The 15147-nt window shown below is 59.8% G+C and carries 16 protein-coding genes and 1 pseudogene; 13 read left to right on the top strand and 4 right to left on the bottom strand.

Annotation, left to right across the window (positions count from 1 at the left end; genetic code table 11):
- Positions 1 to 387 precede the first annotated feature (387 nt).
- A complete protein-coding gene (locus AC1RL4_RS04625; protein WP_019580471.1) occupies positions 388 to 1974 on the top strand; it encodes an ABC transporter substrate-binding protein in 1587 nt (528 codons plus the stop codon).
- A gap of 66 nt (positions 1975 to 2040) precedes the next feature.
- Here the strand turns inward: AC1RL4_RS04625 and radC are convergent, their stop codons facing one another.
- On the bottom strand, positions 2041 to 2715 hold the full coding sequence (gene radC / locus AC1RL4_RS04620) for a RadC family protein (RefSeq protein WP_019580470.1): 675 nt from the start codon (positions 2713 to 2715) through the stop codon (positions 2041 to 2043).
- 135 nt (positions 2716 to 2850) lie between these two features.
- Here radC and coaBC point away from each other — a divergent pair, with 135 nt between their 5' ends.
- The 6 genes and pseudogenes from coaBC to AC1RL4_RS04590 all read left to right on the top strand — a co-directional run bounded on the left by coaBC (position 2851) and on the right by AC1RL4_RS04590 (position 7568).
- A complete protein-coding gene (coaBC, locus tag AC1RL4_RS04615) occupies positions 2851 to 4059 on the top strand; it encodes a bifunctional phosphopantothenoylcysteine decarboxylase/phosphopantothenate--cysteine ligase CoaBC (protein ID WP_019580469.1) in 1209 nt (402 codons plus the stop codon).
- Between the two features lie 5 nt (positions 4060 to 4064).
- Positions 4065 to 4520, top strand: coding sequence for a dUTP diphosphatase (gene dut / locus AC1RL4_RS04610; protein ID WP_019580468.1), 456 nt, complete (start codon positions 4065 to 4067; stop codon positions 4518 to 4520).
- A gap of 65 nt (positions 4521 to 4585) precedes the next feature.
- A complete protein-coding gene (locus AC1RL4_RS04605) occupies positions 4586 to 4786 on the top strand; it encodes a hypothetical protein (protein WP_019580467.1) in 201 nt (66 codons plus the stop codon).
- A 17-nt stretch (positions 4787 to 4803) separates the two neighbouring features.
- Positions 4804 to 6180: pseudogene (locus AC1RL4_RS04600) on the top strand (phosphomannomutase/phosphoglucomutase); the annotation flags it as partial.
- A gap of 25 nt (positions 6181 to 6205) precedes the next feature.
- A complete protein-coding gene (argB, locus tag AC1RL4_RS04595) occupies positions 6206 to 7111 on the top strand; it encodes an acetylglutamate kinase (protein WP_018927486.1) in 906 nt (301 codons plus the stop codon).
- A 196-nt stretch (positions 7112 to 7307) separates the two neighbouring features.
- A complete protein-coding gene (locus AC1RL4_RS04590) occupies positions 7308 to 7568 on the top strand; it encodes a zinc ribbon-containing protein (protein WP_019580466.1) in 261 nt (86 codons plus the stop codon).
- Between the two features lie 91 nt (positions 7569 to 7659).
- Here the strand turns inward: AC1RL4_RS04590 and pyrE are convergent, their stop codons facing one another.
- A complete protein-coding gene (gene pyrE, locus AC1RL4_RS04585) occupies positions 7660 to 8304 on the bottom strand; it encodes an orotate phosphoribosyltransferase (RefSeq protein ID WP_018927484.1) in 645 nt (214 codons plus the stop codon).
- A gap of 82 nt (positions 8305 to 8386) precedes the next feature.
- Between pyrE and crc the strand changes: the two genes are divergently transcribed.
- Positions 8387 to 9166, top strand: coding sequence for a catabolite repression control protein Crc (gene crc, locus AC1RL4_RS04580; protein ID WP_007934608.1), 780 nt, complete (start codon positions 8387 to 8389; stop codon positions 9164 to 9166).
- Between the two features lie 72 nt (positions 9167 to 9238).
- Here crc and AC1RL4_RS04575 read toward each other — a convergent pair whose 3' ends face one another.
- Positions 9239 to 9607 (bottom strand): DUF4870 domain-containing protein, encoded by a 369-nt coding sequence (locus tag AC1RL4_RS04575; protein ID WP_018927483.1) that lies wholly within the window; start codon positions 9605 to 9607, stop codon positions 9239 to 9241.
- Positions 9608 to 9637: 30 nt separating this feature from the next.
- Positions 9638 to 10360, bottom strand: a complete 723-nt coding sequence (gene rph, locus AC1RL4_RS04570) for a ribonuclease PH (RefSeq protein WP_007934600.1) — start codon at positions 10358 to 10360, stop codon at positions 9638 to 9640.
- A gap of 268 nt (positions 10361 to 10628) precedes the next feature.
- On the opposite strand from rph, the gene AC1RL4_RS04565 reads away from it, so the two are divergent.
- The 5 genes from AC1RL4_RS04565 to AC1RL4_RS04545 all read left to right on the top strand — a co-directional run bounded on the left by AC1RL4_RS04565 (position 10629) and on the right by AC1RL4_RS04545 (position 15123).
- On the top strand, positions 10629 to 11492 hold the full coding sequence (locus AC1RL4_RS04565) for a YicC/YloC family endoribonuclease (protein ID WP_019580465.1): 864 nt from the start codon (positions 10629 to 10631) through the stop codon (positions 11490 to 11492).
- Between the two features lie 12 nt (positions 11493 to 11504).
- Positions 11505 to 12125: a guanylate kinase gene (gmk, locus tag AC1RL4_RS04560; RefSeq protein ID WP_018927481.1), complete on the top strand. Its 621-nt coding sequence runs from the start codon at positions 11505 to 11507 to the stop codon at positions 12123 to 12125.
- A gap of 167 nt (positions 12126 to 12292) precedes the next feature.
- Entirely contained in the window at positions 12293 to 12556 is a 264-nt protein-coding gene (gene rpoZ, locus AC1RL4_RS04555) for a DNA-directed RNA polymerase subunit omega (protein ID WP_003177259.1), read from the top strand.
- A gap of 56 nt (positions 12557 to 12612) precedes the next feature.
- Complete coding sequence (spoT, locus tag AC1RL4_RS04550) at positions 12613 to 14718, top strand: bifunctional GTP diphosphokinase/guanosine-3',5'-bis pyrophosphate 3'-pyrophosphohydrolase (RefSeq protein WP_007934594.1); 2106 nt, start codon at positions 12613 to 12615, stop codon at positions 14716 to 14718.
- Between the two features lie 24 nt (positions 14719 to 14742).
- Positions 14743 to 15123, top strand: a complete 381-nt coding sequence (locus tag AC1RL4_RS04545) for a RidA family protein (protein ID WP_003177257.1) — start codon at positions 14743 to 14745, stop codon at positions 15121 to 15123.
- Positions 15124 to 15147 lie beyond the last annotated feature (24 nt).

Genomic DNA, 15147 nt, shown 5'->3' with positions numbered 1-15147 from the left:
GTCATTTGGCGCCAGGCGCCGCGTTTCTTTAAGGGTCTTACCGGCTACACCTACAAGCGAAGGAACCGGGCCCCTAGAAAAGAGCGCTGCTTTATACCAGAAAGACCAGAGAGCAACAACAACCGGTGTGAATTGAGTTGATAAAAACCCGGCTTTTCGGGCGCCGAGTGCCTTGGACAAAGGCTGAGCCCGATAGCGACCGCTCGTCGCAGAAAATCGGCCAACAGGCCAATCCAGGGGTTTTATCAATCGTCACCCACCGAAAACAATCGCCCATACTCCCCTCAAAATGAAAAAGGGGATAGTCATTTTCAAAAGAGCCCACTAGGGTAGGCCTTTTCCAGACTGCACTTGCAGATGGGCCTTCATCTGTAAAGGAATCCAACCATGCGCCTCGCTGCCCTACCGCTGCTGCTCGCACCGCTTCTACTGAGCCCCCTGGCCCATGCAGCCGCCCTGAGCGTCTGCACCGAGGCCAGCCCGGAAGGGTTCGATGTGGTGCAATACAACTCGTTGACCACCACCAATGCCTCGGCCGATGTGCTGATGAACCGCCTGGTGGACTTCGATACCGTCAGCGGCAAGGTGGTCGCCAGCCTCGCGGACAGCTGGGAAGTTACGCCGGACGGCCTGACTTACGTTTTCAAATTGCACCCGCAGGTGAAATTTCACCACACCGAGTACTTCAGCCCGACGCGCGACCTGACCGCCGAAGACGTCAAGTTCAGCTTCGACCGCATGCTCGACCCGGCGAACCCGTGGCACAAAGTAGCCCAGAGTGGTTTCCCACACGCTCAATCGATGCAGTTACCGACGCTGATCAAGAAGATCGACGCACTAGACCCGCTGACCATTCGCTTCACCCTCGATCACCCGGACTCGACGTTCCTGCCGACCCTGAGCATGGGCTTCGCCTCGATCTATTCGGCCGAGTACGCCGACCAACTGATGAAGGCCGGCACTCCGGAGAAGCTCAATAGCCAGCCGATCGGCAGCGGCCCGTTCATCTTCACGCGCTTCCAGAAGGATGCGTCGATTCGCTACAAGGCCAACCGCGACTACTTCCAGGGCAGGCCATCGGTGGACCCGTTGATCTTCGCAATCACTCCGGATGCCAACGTGCGCCTGCAGAAATTGCGCCGCAACGAGTGCCAGATCGCCCTGTCGCCGAAACCGCTGGACGTACAGGCTGCGAAGCAGGAACCGACCTTGAAGGTGGAAAAGACTGACGCGTTCATGACCGCATTCGTCGGCATCAACAGCCAGCATCCGCCGCTGGACAAGCCGGAAGTGCGCCAGGCAATCAACCTGGCGTTCGACAAGGCCAACTACCTCAAGGCCGTATTCGAAGACACCGCCGAGCCTGCCAATGGGCCCTACCCGCCCAATACCTGGAGCTATGCCAAAAACCTGCCGGGCTACCCGCATGATGTCGAGAAAGCCCGGGCACTGATGGCCAAGGCCGGGCTCAAGAATGGCTTCCAGACCACCATCTGGACCCGCCCTTCCGGCAGCCTCCTGAATCCCAATCCGAGCCTCGGCGCACAGTTGCTTCAGTCGGACCTGGCGGAAATCGGCATTCAGGCCGAGATCCGCGTGATCGAATGGGGCGAGCTGATTCGTCGCGCCAAGGCCGGCGAACATGACCTGCTGTTCATGGGCTGGGCCGGCGACAATGGTGACCCGGACAACTTCCTCACACCGCAGTTTTCCTGCGCGGCGATCAAATCCGGCACCAACTTCGCCCGCTACTGCAACCAGGACCTGGACAAACTGATCAGCGCCGGCAAGACCACTGGCGAGCAAGGTGTGCGCACCAAGCTTTATGAACAGGCCCAGGCGCAGATCCAGCAACAGGCGTTGTGGCTGCCACTGGCTCACCCAACGGCCTTCGCCTTGACGCGCAAAGACGTCGAGGGTTATCAGGTCAGCCCGTTTGGCCGGCAGGATTACTCCAAGGTCAACTTCAAGTAATCAGCGTCGCCACAAAAGCTGTGGGAGCAGGCTCGCTCCCACAGGGACTCATCCAGCCTTTCCCCTTCACATCCACCCGTACTCAGCCATCGACAACGGATCGCCGTCACCGACGATGAAATGGTCGAGCACCCGCACATCGATCAGGTCCAGCGCCTCTTGCAGGCGCTTGGTCAGCATTCGGTCGGCTTGACTGGGGTTGGAGTTACCCGACGGATGGTTGTGGCAGAGGATCAACGCTGCGGCGTTGTGGGCTAAAGCGCGTTTAACCACTTGCCTTGGATAGACACTGGTGCTGTCGATAGAGCCACGAAACAGCACCTCAAAGGTCAGCACTTGATGCTTGGAATCCAGAAACAGACACCCGAACACCTCGTGAGGCTCGTGGCGCAGCATCGACTTCAGGTAATCACGAACCGCCTGCGGATTTTCCAGCGCCGACTTCTGGCGCGCACGTTCGGCTAAATGCCGCCTGCCCATTTCCTGTGCCGCTTGCAACTGAGCGAATTTCGCTGGCCCGAGCCCCAACTGCCTGCTGAACGCAGCCTGATCGGCTTCGAGCAGTGAGCGCAGGCTGCCAAACTGACTCAACAGATGTCGTGCCAGATCTACTGCACTTTTACCCGATACACCGGTACGTAAAAAAATCGCTAGCAACTCGGCGTCCGAAAGACTCGCCGAACCCAACTCAAGTAACCTCTCCCGCGGTCGCTCCGCCGCTGGCCAATCGCGAATGCTCATAACACCTCCATGTCTGTGGGCGCCGCTGTTCCGTAGCGGTCGCTGTGATATCGTAGCCCATCTTTTTTGCGGGCGATTTCACCCCTGGGGAGGGGGTATCGCCATGCAGTCATCAACGAAATGAAAGGCAGACCTATGCAGCGGCTGTATCGGAAACGCATCGTTCTGGGCGTCGGCGGCGGCATTGCTGCCTACAAGAGCGCCGAGCTGGTTCGCCGCCTGATCGACCAGGGCGCTGAAGTGCGCGTGGTCATGACCCGTGGCGGCAGCGAATTCATTACCCCGCTGACCATGCAGGCCCTGTCCGGGCACCCGGTCCACCTGGACCTGCTGGACCCGGCGGCCGAAGCCGCAATGGGCCACATCGAACTGGCCAAATGGGCCGATCTGGTATTGATCGCCCCCGCCACTGCGGACCTGATCGCTCGCCTGGCCCAAGGCATTGCCGACGACCTGCTGACCACGCTGGTGCTGGCCACCGACGCGGTAGTCGCCGTGGCGCCGGCGATGAATCAGGCCATGTGGCGCGACCCGGCGACCCAGGCCAACCTGCAAACCCTCGAAAGCCGCAACTTCAAAGTCTTCGGCCCGGCCTCCGGCAGCCAGGCCTGCGGCGACGTCGGCATGGGCCGCATGCTCGAAGCCACCGACCTCGCCCAGTGCGCGGCAGACTGCTTCCAGCGTCAGGCGCTGACCGGTAAACACGTGCTGATCACCGCCGGCCCGACCCAGGAAAACATCGACCCGGTGCGCTACATCACCAACCACAGCTCCGGCAAAATGGGCTTTGCCCTGGCCGAGGCAGCGGTGGAAGCCGGCGCCCGCGTGACCCTGATCACCGGCCCGGTGCACCTGCCGACTCCGGATCGCGTCACGCGCATCGACGTGGTCAGCGCCCGGGACATGCTCGCCGCTTGTGAAGCCGCGATTCCTTGCGACCTGTTCATCGCCTCGGCAGCGGTCGCGGATTACCGTCCGGAAGTCGTGGCCCCACAGAAACTCAAGAAAGACCCTACAAGCGGCGACGGCTTGTTGCTACAAATGGTGCGCAACCCAGACATTCTGGCCACCATCGCCACCCGTCCCGACCGTCCGTTCAGTGTCGGCTTTGCCGCCGAAACCGAACACCTGCTCGACTACGCTGCCCGCAAGTTGAAAGACAAGAACCTCGATCTGATCGTCGCCAACGACGTCGCCAACCCGAGTATTGGCTTCAACAGCGAAGAAAACGCCTGCAGCGTGATCGACCGGGAATTGCACGCCACTATTTTTGCCCAGACCAGCAAAGGCAAGATTGCCCGCCAGCTGATCACTTTTATCGCCGAACGTCTGAACCAGGTTTAATTTACATGCACGCTTTGCAAGCCAAGATCCTCGACCCACGCATCGGCACCGAATTTCCGCTGCCGCAGTACGCCACGCCCGGCTCCGCCGGCCTCGACCTGCGCGCCATGCTGGAAAAAGACACTGTCATCAAGCCGGGCGAGACCCTGCTGATCCCTACCGGCCTGTCGGTGTACATCGGCGATCCGGGCCTGGCGGCGTTGATTCTGCCGCGCTCGGGCCTGGGCCATAAGCACGGCATCGTGCTGGGCAATCTGGTCGGCCTGATCGACTCCGATTACCAGGGCCCGCTGATGGTGTCGTGCTGGAACCGTGGCCAGACCGATTTCAACATCGTTGTCGGCGAACGCCTGGCCCAATTGGTGCTGGTACCGGTGGTTCAAGCGCATTTTGAAATGGTCGAAGAGTTCGTCGAAACCCAGCGCGGCACCGGCGGGTTCGGCCACTCCGGCAGCCACTGATCATCGGCATTCAGGCTGGGAGCACTGCCTGGCCTGACCTGCCCTCTGCATTTTAAGGATGAAAATTGCACAGACGTCATCTGGAAGGTTTACCACTGGAAATCAAGGCATTGGCCGGCCAATTGCTCGCCGATGTTGATGGCATGGCCTTTTCACACCACGAACTCTCGGTGGAAAACACCGTCATACCCTTCAGTTTGAGCCTGCCGACGAGTTTTTCGCCGGCAGGTCCAGCCACTTTCAAGATGGAGCATTCCTACAGATGAGCACCCCAGCCCAAGTCGCACCCAAGTTCCCCGACAGCATCTTCCGCGCCTACGACATTCGTGGCACCGTCCCGGAATTCTTGAACGCTGAAACGGCTTATTGGCTCGGCCGCGCCATCGGCTCCCAGAGCCTGGCCCAGGGCGAACCCAATGTGTCCGTCGGCCGCGACGGTCGCCTGTCCGGCCCGGAACTGGTGGAACAACTGATTCAGGGCCTGGCCGACAGCGGTTGCCACGTCAGCGACGTCGGCCTGGTGCCAACGCCAGCGCTGTACTACGCCGCCAACGTACTGGCCGGCAAATCCGGGGTGATGCTCACCGGCAGCCACAACCCGTCGAACTACAACGGCTTCAAGATCGTCATTGCCGGCGATACCCTGGCCAACGAACAGATCCAGGCCCTGCACGACCGCCTCAAGACCAACAACCTGAGCAGCGGCAAGGGCAGCATCACCAAGGTCGAGATTCTCGACCGCTACAACACCGAAATCGTCCAGGACATCAAACTCGCCCGCCGCCTGAAAGTGGTGGTCGACTGCGGTAACGGCGCGGCCGGCGTGATTGCCCCGCAACTGATCGAAGCCCTGAACTGCGAAGTCATCCCGCTGTTCTGCGATGTCGATGGCAATTTCCCGAACCATCACCCGGACCCGGGCAAGCTGGAAAACCTGGTAGACCTGATCGCCAAGGTCAAGGAAACCAACGCCGACCTGGGCCTGGCCTTCGACGGCGATGGCGACCGCGTAGGCGTGGTCACCAACACCGGCAGCGTCGTGTTCCCGGACCGCCTGCTGATGCTGTTCGCCAAAGATGTGGTAGCACGCAACCCCGACGCGGAAATCATCTTCGACGTCAAATGCACCCGCCGCCTGATCCCGCTGATCAAGGAATATGGCGGTCGTCCGCTGATGTGGAAAACAGGTCACTCGCTGATCAAAAAGAAAATGAAACAATCCGGCGCCCTGTTGGCCGGCGAAATGAGCGGGCATATCTTCTTCAAGGAGCGCTGGTTCGGTTTCGACGACGGCATTTACAGCGCCGCGCGGCTGCTGGAGATCCTCAGCAAAGAGAAATCCACCGCGGAAGAGTTGTTCGCGACCTTCCCGAACGATATTTCTACGCCGGAAATCAATATCCATGTGACCGAAGAGAGCAAATTCAGCATCATTGATGCACTGCATGACGCACAGTGGGGTGAAGGCGCCGACCTGACCACCATTGACGGCGTGCGAGTCGACTATGCCAAAGGCTGGGGCCTGGTTCGCGCCTCCAACACCACACCGGTGCTGGTGCTGCGCTTCGAGGCCGATGACGAGGCTGAATTGCAGCGCATCAAGGATGTATTCCACGTCCAGCTGAAGCGCGTTGCACCTGATCTCCAACTACCGTTTTGATCTATTGAAGCACCCGGAGCCCTGAATGACCCTCGAACGCGAAGCCGCCGCCAACACCGCCAAGGTCCTGTCCGAAGCGCTGCCTTACATTCGCCGCTATGTCGGCAAGACGCTGGTGATCAAATACGGCGGCAACGCGATGGAAAGCGAGGAGCTGAAAACCGGCTTCGCCCGTGACATCGTGCTGATGAAAGCCGTCGGCATCAACCCGGTGGTGGTTCACGGCGGCGGCCCGCAAATCGGCGACCTGCTCAAGCGACTCTCGATCGAGAGCCACTTTGTCGATGGCATGCGCGTCACCGACGCCGCGACCATGGACGTGGTGGAAATGGTCCTCGGCGGCCAGGTCAACAAGGACATCGTCAACCTGATCAACCGTCACGGCGGCAGCGCCATCGGCCTGACTGGTAAAGACGCCGAGCTGATTCGCGCGAAGAAGCTCACCGTCACCCGCCAGACCCCTGAGATGACCCAGCCGGAAATCATCGACATCGGCCACGTCGGCGAAGTGGTCGGGATCAACACCGACCTGCTGAACCTGCTGGTCAAAGGCGATTTCATTCCGGTGATCGCGCCGATCGGCGTCGGTGCCAACGGCGAGTCGTACAACATCAACGCCGATCTGGTGGCCGGTAAAGTGGCCGAGGCTCTGAAAGCTGAGAAGCTGATGCTGCTGACCAACATTGCCGGCCTGATGGACAAGAGCGGCAAGGTCCTGACTGGCCTGAGCACCCAGCAAGTCGACGATCTGATCGCCGACGGCACCATTTACGGCGGCATGCTGCCGAAGATCCGTTGCGCACTGGAAGCGGTACAGGGTGGCGTGGGCAGCTCGCTGATCATTGATGGTCGGGTGCCAAATGCAATTCTGCTGGAAATCTTCACCGACACCGGTGTGGGTACGCTGATCAGCAATCGCAAGCGTCCCTGATTCAAAACCTTAAAAAGATCGCAGCCTTCGGCAGCACCTACGGATTTCGGATGTACGAAAAACCTGTAGGAGCTGACGAAGTCTGCGATCTTTTTTATGCGCGCCGGAAATGCCTGACCTGATTGGGCGAAACGTCCGACTTCACGAAGAAAGCAATCTGCATAGGATCTTCTCTGAATCCACAGGAGGTCTACCCATGCAAAAAGACTACGTCCCTTACGGCAGCGATGTTTCACCTGGCACCTATGCCTGTGTCGATTGCGGTCACGAATACTCGAATCAGGGCAAAACATCGATGCCGCCCTGCCCGCAACTCCGCAAAACCGCACACACCCGTCATGGCTGGAGAATTCTGACTGGCCAGGGCGATGCTGTGGCTGATCCGTACCCGGAGAAAACCAATAAACCCACCGGGATCAAAAAGGCCGAGACATTCAGCAGCACCAGCAAAAAATAAAGCTGGGGGACTGGGCCATACATAAACAAAAGACCCCGCTCAGCTTGCTGAGCGGGGTCTTTTGCTGCCTGCGATCCCTGTGGGAGCGTGGTTACACGCCGAACTGGGCGCGGTAGGCTTCAACCGCAGGCAAATGTTGCTTGAGCTGCGGATCGTCAGCCAGGAACTCCAGCACCTGGTTCAGCGAAACGATGCTGATCACTGGAATGCCGAAGTCACGTTCCACTTCCTGGATGGCCGACAATTCACCATTGCCACGTTCCTGACGGTTCAGGGCGATCAGCACACCGGCAGCTTTGGCGCCGTCCTGGGAAGCGATGATCTGCATCACTTCACGGATGGCGGTGCCCGCGGTGATCACGTCGTCGATGATCAGCACGTCGCCAGTCAATGGCGCGCCGACCAGGCTGCCACCTTCGCCGTGGGCCTTGGCTTCCTTGCGATTGAAGCACCATGGCAGGTCACGGTCGTGATGTTCGGCCAGCGCCACGGCGGTGGCTGCCGCCAACGGGATGCCTTTGTAGGCCGGGCCGAACAGTACGTCGAAGGAAATACCGCTCTCGACGATGGCTGCCGCGTAGAAACGGCCCAACTGCGCCAGGGCCTTCCCTGAGTTGAACAGGCCGGCATTGAAGAAGTATGGACTGGTGCGCCCGGACTTCAGGGTGAACTCACCGAAGCGCAAAACGCCGCGATCGATGGCAAAACGAATGAAATCGCGTTGATACGCTTGCATGAAAAAAACCCCAAATACCACGGATTTAGCTAATTAGGTAGACGCCGTGTATCATACCCGCACGCGATTTTTGGGGCCACTTATGCGGATCATCAGTGTGAACGTCAATGGTATTCAGGCTGCAGTCGAGCGTGGTTTGCTCAGTTGGCTGCAAGCACAGAATGCCGACGTCATCTGCCTGCAGGACACCCGCGCCTCCGCCTTTGAACTGGACGATCCAGCCTTCCAACTGGATGGCTACTTCCTTTATGCCTGCGAAGCCGAAGTTCCCGCCCAAGGTGGCGTGGCTTTGTACTCGCGGTTGCAACCGAAGGCTGTCATCAGCGGTCTCGGCTTCGAGACGGCCGACCGCTACGGGCGCTACCTGCAAGCCGATTTCGACAAGGTCAGCATCGCGACCTTGCTGCTCCCTTCGGGGCAGAATGGCGATGAAGACTTGAACCAGAAGTTCAAGCTAATGGACGACTTCGCCCGTTATCTGGATAAACAGCGACGCAAACGTCGCGAGTACATTTATTGTGGCTCGCTGTACGTGGCGCAACAGAAGCTGGATATCAAGAACTGGCGCGACAGCCAGCAATCCCCGGGCTTCCTGGCGCCTGAGCGTGCCTGGATGGACGAGATTGTCGGCAACATGGGTTATGTCGACGCCCTGCGGGAAGTCAGCCGCGAAGGCGACCAGTACAGCTGGTGGCCGGACAACGAACAGGCCGAGATGCTCAACCTGGGCTGGCGCTTCGACTACCAGTTGCTGACCCCTGGCCTGCGCCGCTTCGTACGCAGCGCACGCCTGCCACGTCAGCCACGGTTCTCGCAGCACGCACCGCTGATCGTGGACTACGACTGGACGCTGACCATCTAAGCGTCTTTTCGCAGATGCAAAAAAGCCGACATCGCTGTCGGCTTTTTTGTGCGCGCTGATTTTTACTGCCTGTTATTTGATCAACCGCCAGGTGAAGGGATAGCGGTAAGGCACCCCGTCATTGGCCTTGAGCCCGGCAATGATGCACAGCACCATCGCCCCGATCAGGACCAGCGGCAGCAGCGCAAAACCGATCAACACCAGCATCAGCACGTAACAGATGCCCGAGACCAGGGCCACGGTGATCTGAAAGTTCAGCGCTTCTTTGCCTTGGGCATCGATGAACGGGTCGGCTTCACGCTTCCACTGCCAGAGTATCAGCGGCCCGATCAGGTGACCGAACGGAAACCAGACACCGAGAAACGCCGAGAGGTGACAAAACATCGCCCACTGGCGAGCCTCGGAGCTCGGGGTGGGAAGCAACTGCTGTTCATCACTCATGGCGCTCTCCTTTGCCGGACATCAAAACAATCAGTCAGCCAGTGCAGCCTTCTGCAGTTCGAAAATCTCGATCATGCCTTTCTTCGCCAGTGCCAGCATCGCGTTCAGCTCTTCCGGCTGGAACGGTGCGCCTTCGGCAGTGCCCTGGACTTCGATGAAACCGCCAGTGCTGGTCATCACCACGTTGAGGTCAGTCTCGGCAGCCGAGTCTTCCAGGTAGTCGAGGTCAAGCACAGGTTCGCCCTGATACATGCCCACCGAAACGGCAGCGATCATTTGCTTGAGCGGGTCGCCACCTTTGAGGCCGCCGCGCTTCTTGATCACTTTCAAGGCATCGACCAGTGCAACCATGGCGCCGGTGATGGACGCGGTGCGGGTGCCGCCATCAGCCTGGATCACATCGCAGTCGACGTACAAGGTGACGTCGCCCAGCTTGGACATGTCCAGCGCAGCGCGCAGGGAACGACCGATCAGACGCTGGATTTCCAGAGTGCGGCCGCCTTGCTTGCCGCGGCTCGCCTCACGCTGGTTACGCTCGCCAGTGGCGCGCGGCAGCATGCCGTATTCAGCGGTCAACCAGCCCTGGCCCTGACCCTTGAGGAAACGCGGCACGCCGTTCTCGACGCTGACGGTGCAGATAACCTTGGTATCACCGAACTCGACCAGTACAGATCCCTCGGCGTGTTTGGTGTAGTTGCGGGTAATGCGGATCGAGCGGAGCTGATCGGCAGCGCGACCACTTGGACGTTTCATAGGGATTACCTGTACGGGGGACGGAAAACTGCCGAGCATTATAGAGCCGTGGGCCGCGAGTGGGCACTTCTAAAAAAATCACCCGACGATTGAAGGCTCTGAATAGAGCGTAGCCGACGGCCTGCAGCTCATTGTCACCGCGTGTGATTGGGCGCATCCGCCCCACTGCGCTACAATCCTGCGCCTTTGCTGCCTGTCGGCTTTAATTCACAGATAGCGGGTCCGCGAACCATGGGTTACGCGCCGACCTGCATTGCGAGGTACCTCCATGGTGCACAGCATGACCGCCTTCGCCCGCGTCGAGAAAGCCGGCGTCCAGGGCACCCTGAGCTGGGAGCTGCGCTCGGTCAACAGCCGCTACCTGGAACCCCATCTGCGCCTGCCGGAATCTTTCCGCGACCTCGAGGGCGCCGTCCGCGAAGCCCTGCGCCAGGGAATTTCCCGGGGCAAGCTCGAATGCACCCTGCGTTTCACCGAAGAAAGCACTGGCAAACCACTGCAAGTGGACCGCGAGCGCGCCGCGCAATTGGTCGCTGCCGCCGAGACCGTCGCCAGCCTGATCAAGAACCCTGCCGCGCTGAACCCGCTGGAAGTCCTGGCCTGGCCCGGCGTGCTGGTGGCCGACGCCGCCGACCCGCAAGCGCTGAATGCCGAAGCCCTGACGCTGTTCAACCAAGGCCTGAAAGAACTCAAGGCCGGCCGCGAGCGCGAAGGCGCGGAGCTGGCGCGGTTGATCAACGAACGCCTGACGTCCATCGAAGAAGATGTGGTGATCCTGCGTGAGCTGGTCCCGCAGATGCTCGCCACGCAGCGTCAGAAAGTCCTCGACCGCTTCACCGACATGAAGGCCGACCTCGACCCGCAGCGCCTGGAGCAGGAAATGGTCATGCTCGCGCAAAAGAGCGACGTCGCCGAAGAACTGGATCGCCTGAGCACTCACATCATCGAAGTTCGCCGGGTGCTCAAATCCGGCGGCGCTGCCGGTCGACGCCTGGATTTCCTGATGCAGGAGCTCAACCGCGAAGCCAACACACTGGGCTCCAAAGCCTTCGACCCGCGCAGCACCCAAGCGGCGGTCAACCTCAAGGTGTTGATCGAGCAGATGCGCGAACAAGTACAGAATATTGAGTAAGGCAAACCTGACATGACCCACAGTACCGGCACCCTGTACATCATTTCCGCACCTTCGGGTGCGGGCAAGAGCAGCCTGGTCAAAGCCCTGACCGATGCTGACCAGGAGATCCGCGTCTCGGTCTCCCACACCACCCGCGCCATGCGCCCTGGTGAAGTGAACGGCGTGAACTATCACTTCGTCGAACGCAGCGAGTTCGTGAAGATGATCGAGCACGGAGATTTCCTCGAGCGCGCCGAAGTGTTCGGCAATCTCTATGGCACTTCGCAAAGCCACCTGCAGCAGACCCTGGATGAAGGCCACGACCTGATTCTGGAAATTGACTGGCAGGGTGCAGAGCAAGTGCGCAAGTTGATGCCCCAGGCCCGCTCGATCTTCATTCTGCCGCCGTCCCTGGAGGCCTTGCACCAGCGCCTGACCAATCGCGGCCAGGACAGTGACGAGATCATCGAAGGCCGGATGCGCGAAGCCGTCAGCGAGATGAGCCATTACGTCGACTACGATTACCTGATCATCAACGACAATTTCGCCCACGCACTGGACGATCTGAAGGCGATTTTCCGCGCCAATCAGCTACATCAGAAGCGTCAGCAGCAGCGTCATGGCAAATTATTGGCTGAATTGCTCGGCTAATCAGCTCTTCCCAAAACCGCTGCAAGGGCTTTACATTGGTGCTTATAGCGCGTTGAAGAGCCTGGTCAAAAAATCAGCGCTTCCCTAATCGCTGGTGATTTTTTAAACTGTTGAGTCCGCTCGCCCAACCGGGCAGCGCGCATATTGCATTCGCTCCGAGGAATACCATGGCCCGCGTAACCGTTGAAGACTGCCTAGAACACGTGGAAAACCGCTTTGAGCTGGTCATGCTCTCTACCAAGCGTGCCCGTCAACTGGCCACTGGTGGCAAAGAGCCCCTGGTTCAGTGGGAAAACGACAAGCCTACAGTTGTAGCGCTGCGTGAAATCGCTGAAGGCCTGATGAGCTACGAGTTCATCGCCAACGCTGAAATCGTCGAAGACGAACCGCTGTTCGCAGCGTTCGAGGACGAGTCCAACGAGGCAGTATAAGCCATGCCTGGTCGACGTAGCACGGCGCGGGGTCATAGCAAACGGCAGGTGTCATCATGCCGAGCATAGACGCCCTCGCCGATCGCTTATCGACCTACCTCGGCAAGGACCAGGTCAATCTGGTCCGCCGAGCGTACTTCTACGCCGAACAAGCCCACGACGGTCAACGCCGCCGCAGCGGTGAGGCGTACGTCACGCATCCTCTTGCGGTGGCGAATATTCTTGCCGACATGCACATGGACCATCAAAGCCTGATGGCCGCAATGCTGCATGACGTGATCGAAGACACCGGTATTGCCAAGGAAGCGCTGCAAGCGCAGTTCGGCGAAACCGTGGCCGAACTGGTCGACGGGGTCAGCAAACTGACCCAGATGAACTTCGAGACCAAAGCCGAAGCCCAGGCCGAAAACTTCCAGAAAATGGCCATGGCCATGGCACGCGATATTCGCGTGATCCTGGTCAAGCTGGCCGACCGCCTGCACAACATGCGCACCCTGGAAGTGCTGTCCGGCGAAAAGCGCCGGCGGATCGCCAAGGAAACCCTGGAAATCTATGCGCCGATCGCCAACCGGCTGGGCATGCACGCCATCCGCATAGAATTCGAAGACCTCGGCTTCAAGGCCATGCACCCGATGCGTTCCGCGCGGATCAACCAGGCGGTCAAGCGCGCCCGGGGCAACCGCAAGGAAATCGTCAACAAGATCGAAGAGTCCCTCAGCCACTGCCTGGCCATCGACGGCATCCAGGGCGAGGTCAGCGGTCGTCAGAAACACCTCTACGGCATCTACAAGAAAATGCGCGGCAAGCGTCGGGCCTTCAACGAGATCATGGACGTGTATGCGTTCCGGATCATCGTCGACAAGGTCGACACCTGCTACCGCGTGCTGGGTGCTGTGCATAATTTGTACAAACCGTTGCCGGGGCGCTTCAAGGATTACATCGCGATTCCCAAGGCCAACGGCTACCAGTCGCTGCACACCACGCTGTTCGGCATGCACGGTGTACCGATCGAGATCCAGATCCGCACCCGTGAAATGGAAGAGATGGCCAACAACGGCATCGCCGCCCATTGGCTGTACAAATCCAGCGGCGACGAACAGCCCAAAGGCACTCATGCCCGCGCCCGCCAGTGGGTCAAAGGCGTGCTGGAGATGCAGCAACGGGCCGGCAACTCGCTGGAATTCATCGAGAGCGTGAAGATCGACCTGTTCCCGGACGAGGTCTACGTGTTCACGCCCAAGGGCCGGATCATGGAGCTTCCAAAAGGCTCCACGGCAGTCGACTTCGCTTATGCGGTGCACACCGATGTGGGCAACAGCTGCATTGCCTGCCGGATCAACCGTCGTCTCGCGCCGCTGTCCGAACCGCTGCAAAGCGGCTCCACGGTCGAGATCGTCAGCGCCCCCGGCGCACGGCCGAACCCGGCATGGCTCAACTTCGTGGTCACCGGCAAGGCGCGGACCCACATCCGCCATGCGCTTAAGCTGCAACGCCGCTCCGAATCCATCAGCCTCGGCGAACGCCTGCTGAACAAGGTGCTCAACGGCTTCGACAGCTCGCTGGAAAAAGTCCCGGCCGAGCGTGTGCAGTTGATGCTCCACGAATATCGCCTGGAACTGATCGAAGACCTGCTCGAAGACATCGGCCTGGGCAATCGCATGGCTTACGTAGTCGCCCGCCGCCTGCTCGGCGAAGGCGAGCAGCTGCCAAGCCCGGAAGGTCCGCTGGCCATTCGCGGCACCGAAGGCCTGGTGCTCAGTTACGCCAAGTGCTGCACGCCGATCCCGGGCGACCCGATCGTTGGCCATCTGTCCGCCGGCAAAGGGATGGTGGTGCACCTGGACAACTGCCGCAACATCAGCGAAATCCGCCACAACCCGGAAAAATGCATCCAGCTCTCGTGGGCCAAGGATGTCACCGGCGAATTCAACGTCGAGCTGCGCGTCGAACTGGAACACCAGCGCGGCCTGATCGCCCTGCTGGCCAGCAGTGTCAACGCGGCCGACGGCAATATCGAAAAAATCAGCATGGACGAACGCGACGGTCGTATCAGCGTGGTCCAACTGGTGGTCAGCGTGCACGACCGCGTGCACCTGGCCCGCGTGATCAAGAAACTGCGCGCCCTGACCGGGGTCATCCGCATCACCCGCATGCGTGCGTAGCCCACCCTTCACAAGGAGTCATACATGACCAAGACCGTTATCAACAGCGACAAGGCCCCGGCCGCCATCGGTACTTACTCCCAGGCGATCAAGGCTGGCAACACCGTGTACATGTCGGGTCAGATTCCTCTGGACCCAAAAACCATGGAATTGGTCGAAGGCTTCGAAGCCCAGACCGTCCAGGTGTTCGAGAACCTCAAAGCCGTGGCTGAAGCCGCTGGCGGTTCGTTCAAGGACATCGTCAAACTGAACATTTTCCTCACTGACCTGAGCCACTTCGCCAAGGTCAACGAGATCATGGGCAAGTACTTCGACCAGCCTTACCCAGCCCGCGCCGCCATCGGTGTTGCAGCCCTGCCAAAGGGTTCGCAGGTTGAAATGGATGCCATTCTGGTCATCGAGTAATGTGTCCGGCGCAACCTTGCGAGG

The organism is Pseudomonas sp. GW822-FHT07A10 (assembly GCF_058798795.1).
The sequence above is the reverse complement of the archived record's forward strand: the minus strand, read 5'-3'. Positions and strand labels throughout refer to the sequence as shown.

Bases quoted from the DNA above. Each gene is read 5' to 3' on its own strand.
- AC1RL4_RS04625 (WP_019580471.1), top strand. From the start codon at position 388: ATGCGCCTCGCTGCCCTACCGCTGCTGCTCGCACCGCTTCTACTGAGC.
- argB (WP_018927486.1), top strand. From the start codon at position 6,206: ATGACCCTCGAACGCGAAGCCGCCGCCAACACCGCCAAGGTCCTGTCC.
- pyrE (WP_018927484.1), bottom strand. From the start codon at position 8,304: ATGCAAGCGTATCAACGCGATTTCATTCGTTTTGCCATCGATCGCGGC.
- rph (WP_007934600.1), bottom strand. From the start codon at position 10,360: ATGAAACGTCCAAGTGGTCGCGCTGCCGATCAGCTCCGCTCGATCCGC.
- AC1RL4_RS04590 (WP_019580466.1), top strand. From the start codon at position 7,308: ATGCAAAAAGACTACGTCCCTTACGGCAGCGATGTTTCACCTGGCACC.
- crc (WP_007934608.1), top strand. From the start codon at position 8,387: ATGCGGATCATCAGTGTGAACGTCAATGGTATTCAGGCTGCAGTCGAG.
- radC (WP_019580470.1), bottom strand. From the start codon at position 2,715: ATGAGCATTCGCGATTGGCCAGCGGCGGAGCGACCGCGGGAGAGGTTA.
- dut (WP_019580468.1), top strand. From the start codon at position 4,065: ATGCACGCTTTGCAAGCCAAGATCCTCGACCCACGCATCGGCACCGAA.
- rpoZ (WP_003177259.1), top strand. From the start codon at position 12,293: ATGGCCCGCGTAACCGTTGAAGACTGCCTAGAACACGTGGAAAACCGC.
- AC1RL4_RS04545 (WP_003177257.1), top strand. From the start codon at position 14,743: ATGACCAAGACCGTTATCAACAGCGACAAGGCCCCGGCCGCCATCGGT.
- gmk (WP_018927481.1), top strand. From the start codon at position 11,505: ATGACCCACAGTACCGGCACCCTGTACATCATTTCCGCACCTTCGGGT.
- AC1RL4_RS04575 (WP_018927483.1), bottom strand. From the start codon at position 9,607: ATGAGTGATGAACAGCAGTTGCTTCCCACCCCGAGCTCCGAGGCTCGC.
- spoT (WP_007934594.1), top strand. From the start codon at position 12,613: ATGCCGAGCATAGACGCCCTCGCCGATCGCTTATCGACCTACCTCGGC.
- AC1RL4_RS04565 (WP_019580465.1), top strand. From the start codon at position 10,629: ATGGTGCACAGCATGACCGCCTTCGCCCGCGTCGAGAAAGCCGGCGTC.
- coaBC (WP_019580469.1), top strand. From the start codon at position 2,851: ATGCAGCGGCTGTATCGGAAACGCATCGTTCTGGGCGTCGGCGGCGGC.